At 60.4% G+C, this 16901-nt stretch carries 14 protein-coding genes; 3 read left to right on the plus strand and 11 right to left on the minus strand.

The window, feature by feature from the left end:
• Window positions 1–65 precede the first annotated feature (65 nt).
• Window positions 66–794, plus strand: a complete 729-nt coding sequence (locus DQ405_RS28580; protein WP_446730885.1) for a methyl-accepting chemotaxis protein — start codon at window positions 66–68, stop codon at window positions 792–794.
• Window positions 795–813: 19 nt separating this feature from the next.
• Here the strand turns inward: DQ405_RS28580 and DQ405_RS15385 are convergent, their stop codons facing one another.
• The 9 genes from DQ405_RS15385 to puuE all read right to left on the minus strand — a co-directional run bounded on the left by DQ405_RS15385 (window position 814) and on the right by puuE (window position 11533).
• Window positions 814–1866: an acyltransferase family protein gene (locus tag DQ405_RS15385; RefSeq protein ID WP_168425023.1), complete on the minus strand. Its 1053-nt coding sequence runs from the start codon at window positions 1864–1866 to the stop codon at window positions 814–816.
• A 249-nt stretch (window positions 1867–2115) separates the two neighbouring features.
• Window positions 2116–2943 carry an outer membrane protein OmpK gene (locus DQ405_RS15390; RefSeq protein WP_168425024.1) on the minus strand — a complete coding sequence of 276 codons (828 nt, stop codon included), beginning with the start codon at window positions 2941–2943 and terminating at the stop codon, window positions 2116–2118.
• 78 nt (window positions 2944–3021) lie between these two features.
• Entirely contained in the window at window positions 3022–4521 is a 1500-nt protein-coding gene (locus tag DQ405_RS15395; protein WP_168425025.1) for a uracil-xanthine permease family protein, read from the minus strand.
• A gap of 226 nt (window positions 4522–4747) precedes the next feature.
• Entirely contained in the window at window positions 4748–6298 is a 1551-nt protein-coding gene (locus DQ405_RS15400; RefSeq protein ID WP_168425026.1) for a cation:proton antiporter family protein, read from the minus strand.
• Window positions 6299–6453: 155 nt separating this feature from the next.
• The gene (locus DQ405_RS15405) at window positions 6454–7803 is read right to left on the minus strand and encodes a nucleobase:cation symporter-2 family protein (protein WP_168425027.1); all 1350 of its coding nucleotides are present in this window, start codon (window positions 7801–7803) and stop codon (window positions 6454–6456) included.
• Between the two features lie 217 nt (window positions 7804–8020).
• Window positions 8021–9268, minus strand: a complete 1248-nt coding sequence (locus DQ405_RS15410; RefSeq protein ID WP_168425028.1) for a urate hydroxylase PuuD — start codon at window positions 9266–9268, stop codon at window positions 8021–8023.
• Window positions 9269–9415: 147 nt separating this feature from the next.
• Window positions 9416–9928, minus strand: a complete 513-nt coding sequence (locus DQ405_RS15415) for an ureidoglycolate lyase (protein ID WP_168425029.1) — start codon at window positions 9926–9928, stop codon at window positions 9416–9418.
• A gap of 163 nt (window positions 9929–10091) precedes the next feature.
• The gene (gene uraD, locus DQ405_RS15420; RefSeq protein WP_168425030.1) at window positions 10092–10607 is read right to left on the minus strand and encodes a 2-oxo-4-hydroxy-4-carboxy-5-ureidoimidazoline decarboxylase; all 516 of its coding nucleotides are present in this window, start codon (window positions 10605–10607) and stop codon (window positions 10092–10094) included.
• Entirely contained in the window at window positions 10604–11533 is a 930-nt protein-coding gene (puuE, locus tag DQ405_RS15425) for an allantoinase PuuE (protein WP_168425031.1), read from the minus strand. The genes uraD and puuE overlap by 4 nt, the downstream gene beginning before the upstream one ends.
• A 352-nt stretch (window positions 11534–11885) precedes the next feature.
• Here puuE and uraH point away from each other — a divergent pair, with 352 nt between their 5' ends.
• Window positions 11886–12239, plus strand: coding sequence for a hydroxyisourate hydrolase (gene uraH / locus DQ405_RS15430; RefSeq protein WP_168425032.1), 354 nt, complete (start codon window positions 11886–11888; stop codon window positions 12237–12239).
• A gap of 462 nt (window positions 12240–12701) precedes the next feature.
• Here the strand turns inward: uraH and DQ405_RS15435 are convergent, their stop codons facing one another.
• Window positions 12702–14048 carry a solute carrier family 23 protein gene (locus DQ405_RS15435; RefSeq protein WP_168425033.1) on the minus strand — a complete coding sequence of 449 codons (1347 nt, stop codon included), beginning with the start codon at window positions 14046–14048 and terminating at the stop codon, window positions 12702–12704.
• Between the two features lie 370 nt (window positions 14049–14418).
• Between DQ405_RS15435 and DQ405_RS15440 the strand changes: the two genes are divergently transcribed.
• Complete coding sequence (locus tag DQ405_RS15440; protein ID WP_168425034.1) at window positions 14419–15174, plus strand: GntR family transcriptional regulator; 756 nt, start codon at window positions 14419–14421, stop codon at window positions 15172–15174.
• Between the two features lie 238 nt (window positions 15175–15412).
• On the opposite strand, the gene guaD is transcribed toward DQ405_RS15440, so the two are convergent.
• A complete protein-coding gene (gene guaD / locus DQ405_RS15445) occupies window positions 15413–16717 on the minus strand; it encodes a guanine deaminase (RefSeq protein ID WP_168425035.1) in 1305 nt (434 codons plus the stop codon).
• Between the last annotated feature and the right edge of the window lie 184 nt (window positions 16718–16901).

The following is a 16901-nucleotide window of genomic DNA, read 5'->3' on the forward strand; positions in this document are numbered from 1 at the left end:
GGCAGGTGGCCGAAGTGGTTGATAACACAGCGACCCGTGCCGGGCGCCAGCATGAAATGACCGATATGGTTGCCACTGCGGTTCACGAAATGGGATTAACCGTGCAGGAGATCGCCCGTAACGCCAGTAGCGCCGCTCAGGCTTCCCAGGGCGCGCGTGACGAGGCGACGCAGGCAAGCAAGGTGGTAGGTGATTCGATCACGCATATCGAAAAGATGTCCGGTGACATCGGTCACGCTGCCGAATCGGTTACCGATCTCGCACAGCAGGTCGCGTCGATTGACAAGGTGCTAGCCGTGATCCGCAGCATCTCCGAGCAAACCAATCTGCTTGCTTTGAACGCCGCTATCGAAGCGGCACGTGCCGGAGAAATGGGCCGGGGCTTCGCGGTTGTCGCCGATGAGGTGAGAACCCTTGCCAGCCGTACGCAGGGCTCTACCGACGAAATCCAGCAGATGATCCAGGGACTCAAGAGCGGCGCGGAAAGCGCCGTGAGCTCGATGCGTGCAGGGCAGGCAGCGACCGGCACAGGTGTGCAGGCCAGCCAGCGTACCGGCGAGTCGCTCAGCGCCATCACCCAGCGGGTCGAAGCGATCAGCGACATGAATGCTCAGGTTGCCACCGCGACCGAAGAGCAGAGCAGCGTAACCGAGGAGATCACTCACAACGTCCAGGGCATCGCCGACCTCGCTCAGGCGACGGCCAGCGAGGTGCAAAGCTGCCGTGAGGATTGCCAGGCGCTGAGCCGGCTGGCTGATGACCTGAGCCGGCAGATGGGCAGTTTCAAGTTGTGAATGATGTCGCGCGCCCCGCTCAACGAGCGTCGGCGCGCAGAGTCTTCATGCTGGTGTAGCGCTTCAGGCGTAATGCGGGCGCTTCCACCAGCCGCCACGACAGCACGGCAAAGCACAGGGTGACGACCATGCTCGACAGGGCGAATACCGCCAGGTTTATATCGGCGCCGAACCAGTGGATGATCAGTTGCTGGACCGGAAAACCGAAGATGTACATGCCATAGGAGAAATCCCCGTGCTTGCCGAAATGCGCCACCTTCGGTAGCCGGGCATAGGCGAGGTAGATCACCAGATAGGGCAGGGTGAGCATGTGCACGACGAACCAGGCCGAGCTGCCCAATGCGAACACCGAGGCGGCCAGCAGCAGCAGGGCGATACGCCCATCCCAGAGAACCTGGTCCTGATAGAAATAGAGCGCTGCGCCGAAGTAGAAGAACAGGCCCAGTCGGAACAGCTTGAGGATGGTCACGCTTTCAATGCCTAGCGCCGGTAGCAAAAAGAAGTGCCCGACCATCAATACGCCTAGCCCAAGCAGCACCATCTGGCGCTTGAGCAGCTTCAGCGCACCGAGCAGCAGCACGCTGCCGTACATCAGGCCCTCCAGGGGCAGCGTCCAGAACGACCCATTGACCACTTCCGGAAACGGATTGCTGGCAAATACGCCGGGCAACTCGTAGCGTGTCATTAGAAAAGTGTTGGTCAGGAAGGCCGCCGTTTTGCTGTCGCTGAAGTACTCACTCAGCGGCAGCGGTGTGGTCAGCGGTCCTATCACCAGCAGCGCGAATATCACGGCGAAGGCCAGCCCTGGGAAGATGCGTAGCGCGCGCTTGAGGATGAAGCTGATATTGCTGTTGCCGTGCAGGTAAGAGGCTGTAATCAGGAAGCCGCTGATGACGAAGAAGGCATCGACCGCGAGGTCCGCCATATCGGTGCCGCCGGTCAAAGGGCGCAGCGGCTCTTCTGGCAGACGCCCGCTCAGCCAATAGCAATGGCCCATTAGAACCAGCGTCGCGGCCACGAAGCGCAAAAAATCGAAGTTATTGTCCCGAACGCCCAATGACAGCTTTTGCATGGGTACTTCCTTGTTGTGGTTGTTTCTTTCCGGTCAGCAGTGCCGTAGCTGCCTAAGCTGCGGACTGAAACTGTTCGAGGGTGATACCCGCTAGGGAGTTCCGTTAAAAACAATATCTTTTGGCCATAGGCCTTTAGGCCGTGTGGGTATCGGAAAGCGCCAATACACGGCTGGGTTGTAAGCAGAACAGCCTGAGCGAAAAAAGGCAGCCCGAGGGCTGCCTTTCGTTCATTCGCATTCGAATTAGAGTTAGAAGTGGGCTTTGACCAGCAGGCTGGCGGTGTTCTGGTCCGTGGCGCCGACGAAGTTGCGGCTGACGAAACCGCCATCCTCGATGCCGTACTTATCGGACCAATAATCGTATTCGATACCCACATAGAGCTTGCCGGGCTCCCCGTCCAGGGCCTTGCCCAGGTCGTATTTGATCTGCGGGTTGATGTGCAGGTTTTTCGAGATGAAGTCACCGCGGCGCTCGGAGCCGGCGTCGTTGACCACCCAGTCGATGAAGCCGTCGAAGAGGATGTCGGACTTGCCGACGGGGAAAGTCATGGCCCACGTTGGCGTGACCTGCCACTGGCCGCTGGGCTTGCCGGTGGTGCCGTCGGGTTTGCGGTAATAGACGTTGATCGCCAGACGGTCGAAGCCGGGCACATCGAGATCTACGGCCGGTCCGAGCAGGTAGTTCTGGTTGGGGGTGCCGTCGGCCAGGCTCTCGCCGCGCTCGTAGGTCGCTGCGAGTAGCACGTCCTTTACCGGGCCGAATGACATGTCGCGTCCACTGATCTTGCCCAGCGACAACCGCGGGCTGAACTCGCCGTAGTAGGTATGGCCTTCGCCGCCGGAGAGGCCGTTGTACCACTTGTTGTCGACGAACAGGAACATGTCGCCCCAGCTCCAGCCGCTGGCGTGCTCGAAGGTGATGGTCTGCTGAACCTTGCCATCATCGACTTTGAAATTCTTGCCGTATAGATAGCTGAGGCTGTTGTTCTGCCAGTGCATCATGCCGTCGGCGAAGGCTGGCGCAGCGAGCATGCAGCCGGCCAGCGCCAGCGAAAGAGGAGCGAGTCTAAAAGTCATGTGGGTGCCCTTTGGTTTTGTTGTTGTGATGAAGCAGTGTTGCGCCTGGCACCGTGGCAACCAGGCGCTGGTGGCGGATCAGCCCGTGGGGGTGAGGTGCTGCGAAGGGTCGTTGGTGGTCGCCTTCGAGCCCGGCTGGGAGTAGTTCGGGATGTTGACCGCCAGGGTGTTGGTGCCGACCGAGTCCTCGATCAGGTTGTCCGGATCGTAGTCATCCAGTTCTTCCGGTTCGCGCGGCAGGAAGAAGTTGAGCAGGATCGCGCTGAAAGCACCGATGGTGATTGGCGAACCGAAGATGTTCTTCATCACCTCGGGCAGATGGTTCAGCACATCCGGCACGGCGGCCACACCCAGCCCAAGGCCCAGCGAGATGGCGACGATGAGCATGTTGCGGCGATTCAGGCCCGCTTCGGCGAGAATCTTGATTCCCGCGATCGCGACGGTACCGAACATAATCAACGTGGCGCCACCGAGGACCGGCTTGGGCATCAGCTGCAGCACGCCGCCCACTACCGGGAACAGCGCCAGCAGAATCAGAATGCCGGCGATGTACAGGCCGACATGGCGGCTGGCGACGCCGGTCAGCTGGATCACACCGTTGTTCTGGCTGAAGGTCGTCATCGGCAGGCTGTTGAAGGTCGCCGCCAGCAGAGAACTGCAGCCGTCACCGAGGATGCCGCCCTTGATCCGCTGCATATAGAGTGGGCCCTTGACTGGCTGCCGCGAGATCATCGAGTTGGCCGTCAGGTCGCCAGCGGTTTCCAACGGGGTGATCAGGAAGATCACCGCGATCGGGATGAAGGCCATCCAATCGAAGGCGAAGCCGAACTTGAACGGCTGTGGCACGCTGACCGCCGGGAGTGCGGCGAGGCTGGAAAAATCCACCATACCCATCGTCCAGGCGGCAAAGTAGCCAACCATCAGCGCGACGATCACCGCGGACAGCCGCAGCAGCGGGATGCCGAAACGGTTGAGCACGATGATGGTACCGAGCACCAGTCCGGCCAGCGCCAGGTTGGGCAACGCGCCGGGATCCTCGGCCCCGTAGCCGCCGGCGATATCCGTCATCGAGACTTTGATCAGCGACAGCCCCATCAGGCAGATGATGGTGCCGGTGACGACCGGTGTGATGACCCTGCGCAGCCGGTTGATGTAGCGGCTGACTGCGATTTCCACGAAGGCGGCACAGAAACCGACCCCGAACAGGGTGGCGAGAATTTCTTCCGGGCTGCCGCCGCGATTCTTGACGATGAAGCCAGCCGCCAGAATTACGCTGAGAAAACCGAAACTGGTGCCCTGCAGGCAGAGCATGCCGGCGCCGATGGGCCCGACGCGTTTGGCCTGGATAAAAGTGCCGAGACCGGAGACGAACAGCGCCATGCTCACCAGATAAGGCACGTACTGACCCAATCCGAGCACGCTGCCGATAATCAGGGTGGGGGTGATGACGCCAACGAAACTGGCCAGCACGTGCTGTATCGCGGCAAAGGTAGCGGGAAGCGGACCCGGGCGATCCTCGAGTTGATAGATCAGGTCCTGGTTGGGAGCGTCACCGCTCCTGGATTCGGTTGCGGTCATGGTCAAGCCTGCCATTAGTTATTGTTCGGTCATGGGCTTTCGAGGCTGCACGGGCCTCTTTCGCTGATCGCCGAAAGTTGTTCGATCGGTCAGGATGTAACCGACTATAACAATCTGTGGACAGGCTTTAAAACAATTAATTTACTAATTGTGCACAATTCTGATGGGCGACGCGGTGCCGATGGTAAAGCTGTAACGACAAGCAGGGCCGGTGCATCGCGCTCGATCAGCGCTTGCTTAGTAGTTCCTGAGCCACGTTCTCGGCGAGACCGGCTCCGGCTTCGGACATGGTGAGGTAGGTCCGGTCGGCGCCGGCCTCCTCGATCTTCTGGGCGATATCTTCGTACATGGCATGGGAGACGATCAGGCCAGCGAAGCCCTTGCTGCGCAGCTGGCGGGTGGAGATGACCTTGGCCTCTGCGTCGTTCATCGCCAGAATCACCGCCTCAACCTTGTTCATTTCCAGGCTCTCCCAGAAGATCTGATCCTCGGCGTCGGCGAAAAGGACATGGCGACCGTTCTCGCTGCTCTTTTCCACGGTGACCGGGTCGGAGTCGAGGCTGACCAGGCGCCAGCCCTTACCCTGCAGATGGTCATAGGCGGCTCGCCCGGTGCGGCCCATGCCCATGATCAGGATCTGCGCATCCCCCAGCGAGACCGGTTGTTCGTCCGGGTGGCGGGTGTTGCGTTCGAGCGGAATCAGGCGCCTGGCCAGCCGATCATAGAGCGGATGGGAGATGCGGTTGAGCTGCGCGGATACGACGAATGACAGCGCTACGGTGATGGCCAGCGGTGTGAGCCATTGCGGCAGTACCACGCTGGCGACGATGAGGCCGAATTCGCTGTAGTTCGTCAGGCTAGAGGCACTGAGAAAGGCGCTCCGCGCGCGCAGGCGGAATCGCAGGAAGAGGAAAAAGAACAGCATGCCCTTGAGCGGCAACAGCACGGCCATGGCCGCGGCGAAAAGCATGGCGTCCATGTCCGGTAGGCCGCCAATGCCGATCTGCAGGAAAAATCCGACGAGGAAGATCTCCTTGATCGACCACAGCGAGTTGGACAGCTCGGTGGCGCGCTTGTGTTTGGCCAGCATGGCGCCGAACGCCAGCGCACCCAGTTCAGAGCTGAGCCCCAGATGTTCGAAGCCGAGACCGCCAACCACCAGTGCCAGCGCCAGGCCCAGCAGGACCATCAGCTCTTCGTGACCACTGTGGTCGAGCAGGCGGAACAACAACGGACGCAGCAGTGGCAGGCCTAACACCAAAAGGGCCCAGGCTGACGGCACCTTGCCGCTGGCGACACTCATCACCACCAGCGCGATCAGGTCCTGGATGATCAACACGCCAATGGCGACCCGCCCATGAAAGGCGCGCAGCTCGCGCTTACCCTCCAAGACCTTGGCGGCCAACACGGTACTGGAGAATGACAACGCGATCGCCAACAGCAGGCTCTCGCGCCAGTCCGTATCCAGAGCAAGCAGGAGGATAGGCACCACCAGAAGGCTGGAGATCAGGAAGTGCAGCAAGCCGCCGCCGATGACTTCGCGGCGCAGCAGGTTGCTCAGTTTGAGCTTGAGGCCCACGGTAAACAGCAGTAGCAACACGCCGAGATGAGCGAGGTGCGCGAGGATTTCGCTGTCCTGCGGGCCGACGCCGAAATGACTGCCAAAACCGGCCAGAGCGAAGCCGGCGCACAGATAGCCGATCAGTGGCGGCAAACCGACGGTACGGGCGAGGAGACCGAGAACGAAGGCGAAGGCTATCCAGCTGGCTTCAATCATTGGGAGGTTCTTGGGGCGGGAGGGCCTGCATTTTAGCGGGGGCGAGAGGCTTGTCGAGTTTCACCTGAGCTGTATACGACGAAACCCGCACAAGGCGGGTCTCGTCGAGGGGCAGCGGTCGCGGGTACCGGTTCGGTGCGGGGTTTTGCTACCGATCAGTGCTGAGCCGCACCGGTCAGCGCATTGCGCTCCGGCCCGCCGAGTACGTTGAACAGCAAGTTCAAGGTCACCGCGCTGATGGTTGCCACCGCAATGCCGCTATGGGTGATGGGCTCCATCCAGTGCGGAAGATGCGCGAAGAACTCCGGGCGTACTACCGGCACCATCCCCAGGCCAATGCTCACCGCGACCAGCAGCTGGTTGCGGCGGTCGCCAATATCGGCTTCCTGCAGGATCTTGATGCCTGTCGCGGCAACCATGCCGAACATGGCGATGCCGGCACCACCCAATACCGCGGCGGGAATCGAGGCGACCATGAAGGCGGCTTTCGGCAATAAGCTTAGGCTGATCAGCAAAATTCCGGCAACGGCCGTCACGTAACGGCTACGTACGCCGGTCATCTGTACCAGTCCGATGTTCTGAGCAAACGAGGAATGGGTGAAGGTATTCATGAAACCGGCAAAGAAGGTCGCGCCCGCGTCACAGAGCAGGCCGCGACGTAGTTGCTGGGGATCGACTTCCTGCCCGGTGATCTTGCCCAGCGCGAGGAACATGCCGGCGGACTCGACGAAAATGATGACCACCACCAGGCACATCGAAAGGATTGGCGCGAGCAGGAACTGCGGTGCACCGAAGTGATTCGGTGTGACAACCTGGAAGGCCGGCGCGGAATTGATGCCGGACAGGTCGACCATGCCCAGGCTGCCGGCCAGCACATAGCCGAGCGCCATGCCGATGAGCACCGAGACGTTGACCCAGAAACCGCGCATGAACTGGTTGATCAGCAGGATCACGGCGAGCACTGCGGCAGCGACGCCAAGGTAGGGCAGGGCGCCGAACTGGCCGGTACCGGTGCCGCCGCCTGCCCAGTTCACTGCAACCGGGAACAGCGAGAGGCCAATTGCGGTAATTACCGTGCCGGTCACCAGAGGTGGGAACAGACGCACGATCTTGCAGACGAAGGGTGCGATCAGCAGGCCGAAGAAGCCAGCGGCGATGGTCGCACCGAAGATGCCGGGCATACCGACGCCTGGCATGCCGGCCATCACCACCATGCTGCTGACTGCGGCAAAACTGGCGCCCATCATGACCGGCATCCGGATGCCGACCGGGCCGATGCCCATGGATTGAACAACCGTAGCGATGCCGGCCACCAGCAGATCGGCATTGATCAGGAAAGCGATCTCCTCACGTGAAAGCCCGGCGGCCTGGCCGACAATCAGCGGCACAGCCACCGCTCCGCCATACATCAGCAACACGTGCTGCAGACTCACCAGCAGCATCTGCAGCAAGGGCAGTCGCTTTTCCGTAGCGGGCGCGGCTTCCCGCTTGGTCACATCGTTCATGCAAAACACCTCGGACGCTTTTGTTATTGAATGGTCGCGGTAGCCCCACTGAACGTGCGGGGCTGATATTCGTGGTGTGGTTCCGGCCTGGGCTGAACCCTGTCACGGTGTTATCGCTGGTGGTTTCTCCGGATTTGTTGGGCGGGCTCGATTGGCTTAAGCCATATCGAATGGGCGAAAAAAAGCCGCGCCCGAAAGCGCGGCCTCCGGGCAGCGATCACTCGATCGGCGCGCCCTTGTCGATCCAGGCACCGAGCAGATCGCGCTCTTCCTGGGTCATGTTGGTCATGTTGCCCAGCGGCATGATCTGGCTGGCGACGGCCTGCGCATGGATCTTCGCGGCCTGCTGCTGGATCTGCTGGGGCGTATCGAACATCACGCCAGCCGGTGGGGCGCTGAACAGCGGGCTGCTTGGCTGCGCGGCGTGGCAGACGGTGCAACGCTCGTCGATCACACTGCGAACCTTGGCGAACTCGCTGTTGGTACCTTGCTCGGCGGACGCAGCATCCTGTTGGGCTTCGATGCTCTGCTCGCGAGGACTGGTCGGAACGGCGTTGGGTACGCCGCCCTGGCGGTTCGGCGCGGTGACGAAAGCCAGGCAGATCATGCCGACCGCGGCGGCGGGCAAGGCCCAGGCGAAACGGTTGCTGTCATGGCGGGTGTTGAAGTAGTGCCGCACCAATACTGCCAGCACGGAGATACCTGCCAGGATCAGCCAGTTGTACTGACTGCCATAGGTGCTCGGGAAGTGGTTGCTGATCATGATGAACAGCACGGGCAGCGTGAAATAGTTGTTATGGCGCGAACGCAGCAGGCCCTTGGCCGGTAGGACCGGGTCTGGAGTGCGGTTCTGCTCGATGGCCGCGACCAGTGCACGCTGTGCCGGCATGATGATGCGGAACACGTTGCCGACCATGATGGTGCCGATCAGTGCACCGGTATGGATGTACGCTGCGCGCCCGCTGAAGACCTGCGAATAGGCCCAGGCGGCAAAGATCACCAGTACGAACAGCACCAGGCCGAGCAGTGCCGGTTTCTTGCCCAAAGGCGAGTCGCAGAGCAGGTCATAGACGAACCAGCCGACGATCAGCGAGCCAAAGCCGATGGCGATCGCCATGGCTGGCGCCATTTCGCTACCCGGTGCAATCAGATACAGCGAAGGGTTGAGGTAGTAGACCACCATCAGCAGGGCGACGCCTGACAGCCAGGTGGTGTAGGCCTCCCACTTGAACCAGTGCAGGTTATCCGGCATCTGCGGCGGGGCCAGCTTGTATTTTTCCAGGTGGTATATGCCGCCACCGTGAATTGCCCAGAGATCACCCGACAGGCCATCGCGGGGGTTGGCGCGGTTAAGGTTGTTTTCCAGCCAGACGAAGTAGAACGACGCACCGATCCAGGCGATGCCGACGATCATGTGAATCCAGCGAATAGTAAGGTTCAGCCATTCGGTCAGATGTGCTTCCACGATAATTACCTCTTGCACGGCTGGCGTACCAACCGCTGTTTCTTCTTATTCGACTCGTTGCAGGTGTCTCGTTTGCGCTGAGAACGCATGTCTGGTGTCGGCTGCACGTCAGCCGCACCGGAATGGCCCTCGGTGACAATCGGACGCTTACTCGGAGTCCCGGTGGGGGTCGAGGACAACCAGCTCTTCCTCGGTGAAAAAATGCTCGTCGCAGTTGTTGCCAGAACCGCTGCGATCGACCACCAGGAATTCATCCCGCTTTTCGATCGTCAGCACCGGGTGGTGCCAGACGCCGCGGTGGTAATTGACGCCCTGCCTGCCGTTGCTGCGGAAGGCGCGGACGTTACCCGGTACAGGTGCATCGCCAAGTGGCGCGACCACGACCAGAAAGGGGTTGCCGAGCAGCGGAATGAAAGCCTGGCTGCCCTGCGGATGTCGTTCGAGCATGCGAATGACCAGCGGCATGTCCAGCGCGTCGGCGGCGAAGATGCTGATGATGGCCTGATCGTCCGGCTGCGCGGTCTCGACCGTCGCCAGCTTGTGATAGCGGCGGGTGGAACCGTTATTGATCATGAAGTACTCGCTGCCTTCGGTTTCGATCACATCACCGAACGGGGCGAAGGCTTCCTTGGTCAACGGTTCGATCTTGAGTGTGCGCATGCTGTGCTCGTTATTTGAGTTTGTAAGTTTGTAGGGTGGGCTTCAGCCCGCCGTAGCAAGGGCCTGCCATGTTCCCTGGTGGGCTAAAGCGGAACGCCGCCCGGCCCACCCTACAGCTGCTCTGTTGCTGTTCGTCTCGACGTGTCGTCTGCTGGGGCTCTGCTTACATCGCCTGCAGACGGAACAGCGCGATTTTGTTGATCTCGGCCAGGGCCCGGGCGAACTCCTGCTCCGGCGTGTTGTTCAGACGCTCTTCGAATGCGGCGAGGATCTGGTGCCGGTTGCTGCCTTTGACCGCCATGATGAAGATGAAGCCGAACCTGTCCTTGTACGCCTCGTTGAGTTCGGTGAAACGGGCGAACTCTTCTGCTGTGCATTCATGAATGCCGGCGCCGGCCTGTTCCGAAGTACTGGAGGCAGTCAGCTCGCCGCGCACCGCAGCCTTGCCAGCCAGATCCGGGTGAGCGTTGATCAGTGCCAGCTGGGTCTCGCGAGGAGCGCTCAGCAGAATGTCGGCCATGCGCTGGTGAAGCACTTCGATGGTATCGATGCTTTCGTCGACACCCATGTCGTAGGCCTGCTCGGCGACCCAGGGTGAGTGCTCGTAGATGTCGGCGAACGTCGCGACAAAGGCTTCGCGGTCGAGGCTGGATGGCTTGATCGTCTGGAAGCTGCTCATTTGGCGCTCTCCTGGGTCAACGGGTGGGTGGCGTGCCAGTGACGGGCGATATCGACGCGGCGGGCGAACCAGACCTGCTCATGGCCTTGCACGTATTCGATGAAACGCTGCAGTGCAGCCATGCGCGCAGGGCGGCCCAGCAGCCGGCAGTGCATGCCGATGGTGAGCATCTTCGGCGCTTCGGCGCCCTCGGCGTAGAGCACGTCGAAGGCGTCCTTGAGGTAGTTGTAGAAGTCGTCGCCGCTGTTGAAGCCCTGCACCTGGGTGAAGCGCATGTCGTTGGTGTCCAGGGTGTACGGGATCACCAGGTGCGGCTGTTCCGGAGTGCTTTCCGGGTCCCAGTAGGGCAGGTCGTCGTCGTAGGTATCGGAGTCATACAAGAAGCCGCCTTCCTCGCGAACCAGCCGGCGGGTGTTCGGGCCTGTACGCCCGGTGTACCAGCCCAGTGGGCGCTCGCCGGTGAGGTCGGTGAGGATACGTATGGCTTCGAGCATATGCTCGCGTTCCTGCGCCTCGTCCATGTACTGGTAGTCGATCCAGCGATAGCCGTGGCTGCAGATCTCGTGACCGTCGGCAACCATCGCCTTGATCACGTCCGGGTGACGCTGCGCGGCCATGGCCACGGCGAAGATCGTCAGCGGAATGTTGTGCTTCTTGAACAGCTTGAGCAGGCGCCAGACGCCGGCGCGGCTGCCATATTCGTAGAGCGACTCCATGCTCATGTGACGCACGCCTTGCAACGGCTGGGCGGAAACCATCTCGGAGAGAAAGGCTTCGGATTCCTTGTCCCCGTGCAGCACGCAACGCTCGCCGCCTTCTTCGTAATTGAGCACGAAGGACAATGCGATGCGGGCGTTACCTGGCCACTGCGGATGGGGAGGGTTTTCGGCATAGCCGATGAGGTCACGAGGGTAGTCGGCGCTCACTTTTCTTATTCCTTTCTGTTCGCTGGTCGCTGCCTGATGGCAGTGCAACCGCCATGGTGTAATTGTATACAAAACGTTTTACGCTTTGTAAATCGCAATTCGCTGATTTCTTTCAATAGCGACTGACGGCTGCCCTCATTACGTATCTTTTTCCAAGCTGCTACGATCCGGTCAGGCGCATCTCTATGATGGCCGCGAGCGGGGGAACGGTTCAGCCTGCGCTGAATCTATTGTGTACAATTTCTTTTAAAATTGTCTTTTAAGTAAGATCGCGCATGCTATGCTCGAACCCAGTCCACACCAATCACAAGAGGAGGCGGGCATCGGCAGGAATCTGCGGGTGCCGGAATCTATGGGACGTTTAACTACTCATGTACTTGATGCTGCCCACGGTTGCCCAGGCAGCGACATCCGCGTCGAGCTCTATCGGGTCGAAGGCGAGCACCTCGAGCGGATCACGACGCGTCAGACCAACGCCGATGGCCGATGCGATTCACCGCTGCTGGAAGGCGATGACTACCGCTCCGGTGTTTACCAGCTTCAGTTCAGCGCGGGTGACTATTACCGTAGCCGCGGCGTTCAGCTGCCCGAGCCGGCATTCCTGGATGTGGTCGTACTGCGTTTCGGCATTAGCGCCGAGCAGGATCATTACCACGTACCGCTATTGATTTCGCCTTACAGCTACTCCACCTATCGGGGTAGCTGACCGGTACCTGCCGCGGCCACTGCGTCGCGGCAGCCTCTCTCCCATGCGTAAACCTTGACTCCCCTGAGTCGTCGGCCCGCCTTTATGGCGGGTTTTTTTTGCTGTAGGCAGGGCAGAACACGGCTTAGATCCGAGGCAGCGACGTCGTTGCGACGAAATGCGCCTGGCTCCAACGAAAGGCGTGGTGTTTGGCAAGGTGGCGCTAGCGGACAAATTTGGCGCCCACCCAATGCACGCGGTTAAATAACTCGCGCGCAGGTAACGCGCCGCACCATGGGCACCGAGCCCTTAGGCGAGCTTGCAGGACAGGTCCAGCACCGCTCACGTCAGAATCATCCACCAACAGCTACGACATGAAGGACCGATCGCTGTCCGCGCGATCGCTGGAATGCAGGCCATGACGTTTCAGAAATAAAACGGGCCCCACCGCTGATGCGATGGGGCCCGATCATTCGCCCTGCTTTAAAGGAAGGCGAACTTGGCGATGAAGACTACGCACAGCACATAAAGGCTGATCGACACCTTGTCGCGCTGCCCCGTCAGTACCTTCAGCGTCGCGTAGGTGAGAAACCCGAGTGCGATGCCGTTGGCGATGGAGAAGGTCAGCGGCATCATCACCACGGTGACGATCGCTGGAATGGTGTCGGTATGGTCCTTCCAATCGATATGCGCCAGGCCGCTCATCATCAGCATGGCGACATAGATCAGTGCGCCGGCCGTCGCATACGCAGGGATCATGCCGGCCAACGGCGCGAAGAACATGGCGATCAGGAACAGAACCCCCACGGTCACCGCAGTCAGGCCGGTACGACCACCGGCGGCGACGCCCGAAGCGCTTTCGACATAGCTGGTCACCGGAGGACAGCCGACGAAGGCGCCGGCGACGCTGGAGGTGCTGTCGGCTTTCAGGGCGCGGGACAGGTTCTGGATCTTGCCGTCCTCATCCACCAGATTGGCTCGGTGCGCAACGCCCATGAGCGTACCGGCGGTGTCGAACATGTTCACGAAGAGGAATGCCAGGATCACACTGACCATCGCCACGTTCAGGGCGCCGGCAATATCCATGGCAAGCCAGGTCGGCGCCAGGCTCGGCGGCATCGAAACCAGACCGTTGTACTCGACCAGGCCCATACCCCAGCCGATACCGGTCACCACCAGCATGCTTAGCAGGATCGCGCCGAACACGTTGCGATGGCTCAGTACTGCGATCATCAGAAAGCAGATCGCGGCCAGCAGTGCAGTGGGTTCGCTGAACGAGCCCATGGTCAGCAGGGTCGCCGGGCTGTCGACGACGATGCCGGCGGTCTTCAGGCCGATCAGCCCGAGGAACAGCCCGACCCCGGCTCCCATCGCGAAACGCAGGCTCATCGGGATGCTGTTCAGCAGCCATTCGCGCAGGCGCGACAGGCTCATGATCATGAACAGAATGCCAGAGAGGAACACTGCACCCAGCGCGATCTGCCAGCTGTAGCCCATCTCGCCGACCACCGTATAGGTGAAGAACGCGTTAAGGCCCATGCCAGGGGCCAGGCCTACTGGCCAGTTGGCATACAGGCCCATCAGCAGACAGCCCAGCGCCGCACCGATGCAGGTCGCGACGAATGCCGCGCCGTGGTCGATGCCGGCATCGGCCATGATGTTCGGGTTGACGAAGATGATGTAGGCCATGGTGACGAACGTCGTCAGGCCCGCGAGCAACTCGGTCTTGACGCTGGTGCGGTGGATGCTGAGTTTGAATATCCGGTCGAGCAACCCGGCGTTCTTCGGTTGCAGCCCGAGGGTCTGCTGTTCCTGCTTTGTGGTTTCCACAAGGTGTTCCTCATCGTTCTTGTTGTCTATCACCCAGAGCGGCGCTCTCGAGGGCAGGTGATGGTGAAGGCTCTTTCTGCTCGGCTTTGTTGACCGAAAGGTCAGGAAGGCTTGACGCGATTATGCTTTTGTATACAAGAATTGCAACTCGGATTTGCAGCTATTCGCGCTTTTATGGGAATACAGGGAGGGTGACGCCGTACCGGTGTGTTTCGCCTTAATGAGGCGACGTATCGGCAGATGCCGGTTGCCCGCTTGATTGTGCACAATAAATTAACGATTTATTTCGATGTTTTAGCTTTGGCTACTGCCAGCAGGATGCCGAAAGGCAGTAAAGTTCGGTCTGCCGATACTTCCGACGCGAGTCACCATGAACGAACAGTTGCAGCCTTTAAAAAAGCCGACACGAAACGGCAAGGTCCGGAGCGGGACCCAGGACGACATCGTTTACGCCCATATTTTCGACGCCATCCTTGAACAGCGCCTGGCGCCGGGCACCAAGCTCAGCGAGGAAGCGCTGGGTGAAATTTTCGGCGTGAGTCGGACCATCATCCGCCGCGCGCTGTCGCGATTGGCTCATGAAGGTGTGGTGCTGTTGCGGCCGAACCGCGGGGCCGTGGTCGCAAGTCCCAGCGTCGAGGAAGCCCGACAAATATTTTTCGCACGAAGAATGGTCGAGCGGGCCATCACCGAGCTGGCGGTTCAGCACGCCAGTGCCGAACAGCTGGCTGAGCTGCGGCAGATGGTAATCGACGAGCAGGATTGCTTCGCTCGCGGTGATCGCGGTGCGGGTATTCGCCTTTCCGGGGAGTTTCACCTCAAGCTGGCCGAGGCGGCAAAAAATGCTCCGCTGGTGAGCTTTCAGCGCAGCCTGGTTTCCCAGACTTCACTGATCATCGCCCAGTACGAGAGCGGCAACCGCTCGCATTGCTCATTCGATGAACATAACCAGTTGATCGATGCCATCGCCGCACGCAACAGCGAGAAAGCGGTGAGCCTGATGATGCATCACATGGATCATATCGACAGCAAACTCAATCTCGACGAAGACAGTGCCTCGGATGACCTGCACGCGGTGTTTTCGCATTTGGTGCTCGGCAAGAGGAAGCCGCGTACCGCTCGGTAAGGGTTCTATCAATCGGCGCTGGCGCGTTCTGCACCGGCGCCGTCGGCATCGCTCGCTCATCGGCCCTGGCAACGATCAACCCCACAAACCAAACTTCGCCAGTTGGCCTCAAAAGCCGGGGCGCACTGACGCTTGTGGTGCGCATAAGCTTTTCGCAGCCGTAGCGCGACACGTCTTGTGTAAGCTGTCGCGGTAGGGTGGGCTTTAGCCCACCGTGATCAGGCCCATGCGGTCGTCTTTATGCTTTCTTGTGCACCGAACGGCCTGCCGCGTAGGTTTCTTTCACCGCACGGTCGTCGCCAAGCATCATCAGCGCGAACAGTCGCTCTTCCAGCGTCTTGGCCTGCTGCAGGCGATAGTCGATCAACGGCGTGGCTTTATAGTCGAGCACCACGAAATCGGCATCCTTGCCCGGCTGCAGGTTGCCGATTCGATCATCCAAATAGAGCGCTCGGGCACCGCCCAGGGTGGCGAGGTAGAGGGACTTAAACGGGTCCAGCTTCTTGCCCTGCAACTGCATCACTTTGTAGGCCTCGTTTAGTGACTGCAATTGGGAAAAGCTTGTGCCAGCGCCGACATCGGTACCCAGGCCGACGCGCACGCCATGGCCCTCTACCTTCTCCAGGTCGAACAGACCGCTACCCAGGAACAGGTTAGAGGTAGGGCAGAAGGCGACCGCCGAGCCGGTCTCACCCAGGCGTTGGCACTCGTCGTCGCACAGATGTACGCCGTGGGCGAATACCGATCGCGCACCAATTAGACCGTGGTGGTCGTAGACGTCCAGGTAGCCGCGTTGCTCAGGGAACAGCTCGCGCACCCATTCGATCTCCTTGCGGTTTTCGGACAGGTGGGTGTGCATATAGAGGTCCGGATATTCCTTGTACAGCTTGCCGGCCAACGCCAGCTGCTCCGGCGTGCTGGTAGGGGCGAAGCGAGGTGTGACTGCGTAATGCAGGCGACCCTTGCCGTGCCAGCGTTCGATCAGCGCCTTGCTGTCGGCATAGCCGGATTCGGCGGTGTCGGTGAGATAGTCCGGCGCGTTGCGGTCCATCAGGACCTTGCCAGCGATCATTCGCAGGTTCAGTTTTTCGGCCTGCTCGAAGAATGCGTCCACCGATTCCTTGTGCACGCTCCCAAAGACCAGCGCCGTGGTGGTGCCGTTGCGCAGCAGTTCGCCCAGGAAGACCTCGGCCACTTCGCTCGCGTGGACCTTGTCGGCGAACCCACGCTCGGTGGGGAACGTGTAGGTGTTTAGCCAATCCAGCAATTGTTCGCCGTAGGACGCAATCATGCCGGTTTGCGGGTAGTGAATATGAGTGTCGATGAAGCCGGACGTGATCAATGCATCCGGGTATTCGATCACCTCGGTGTCGGTCGGCAGCGAGGCCAGCAGCGATTCCGCCGCGCCTAGCTGAGCGACCTTGCCGCCTTCGACCACGAGCAGGCCGTCTTCGAAGTACTCATAGGATTTCTCCACGCCTACCTCTCTCGGATCGGCGAGGCTGTGGAGGATGGCGGCACGGTAGGCTTTGCGTTGGGACATGGTTGTTCTCGGAATCGTTGTAGATGGAAATAGTGTGGAGGCTTACCGTCGGCGTGTAGCCTTTGGACTCTGGCGGGTTGCTGTCCGCCTTGCCGCGGGCGCGCTTCAGGCAAAAAAGCGGTGCTCGATCAGGCCCAGATGCCGCTAACTCATCGAGTCTGAGTAAAGATCGCTCGATAGGACG

Source organism: Pseudomonas sp. SST3 (genome assembly GCF_003325755.1).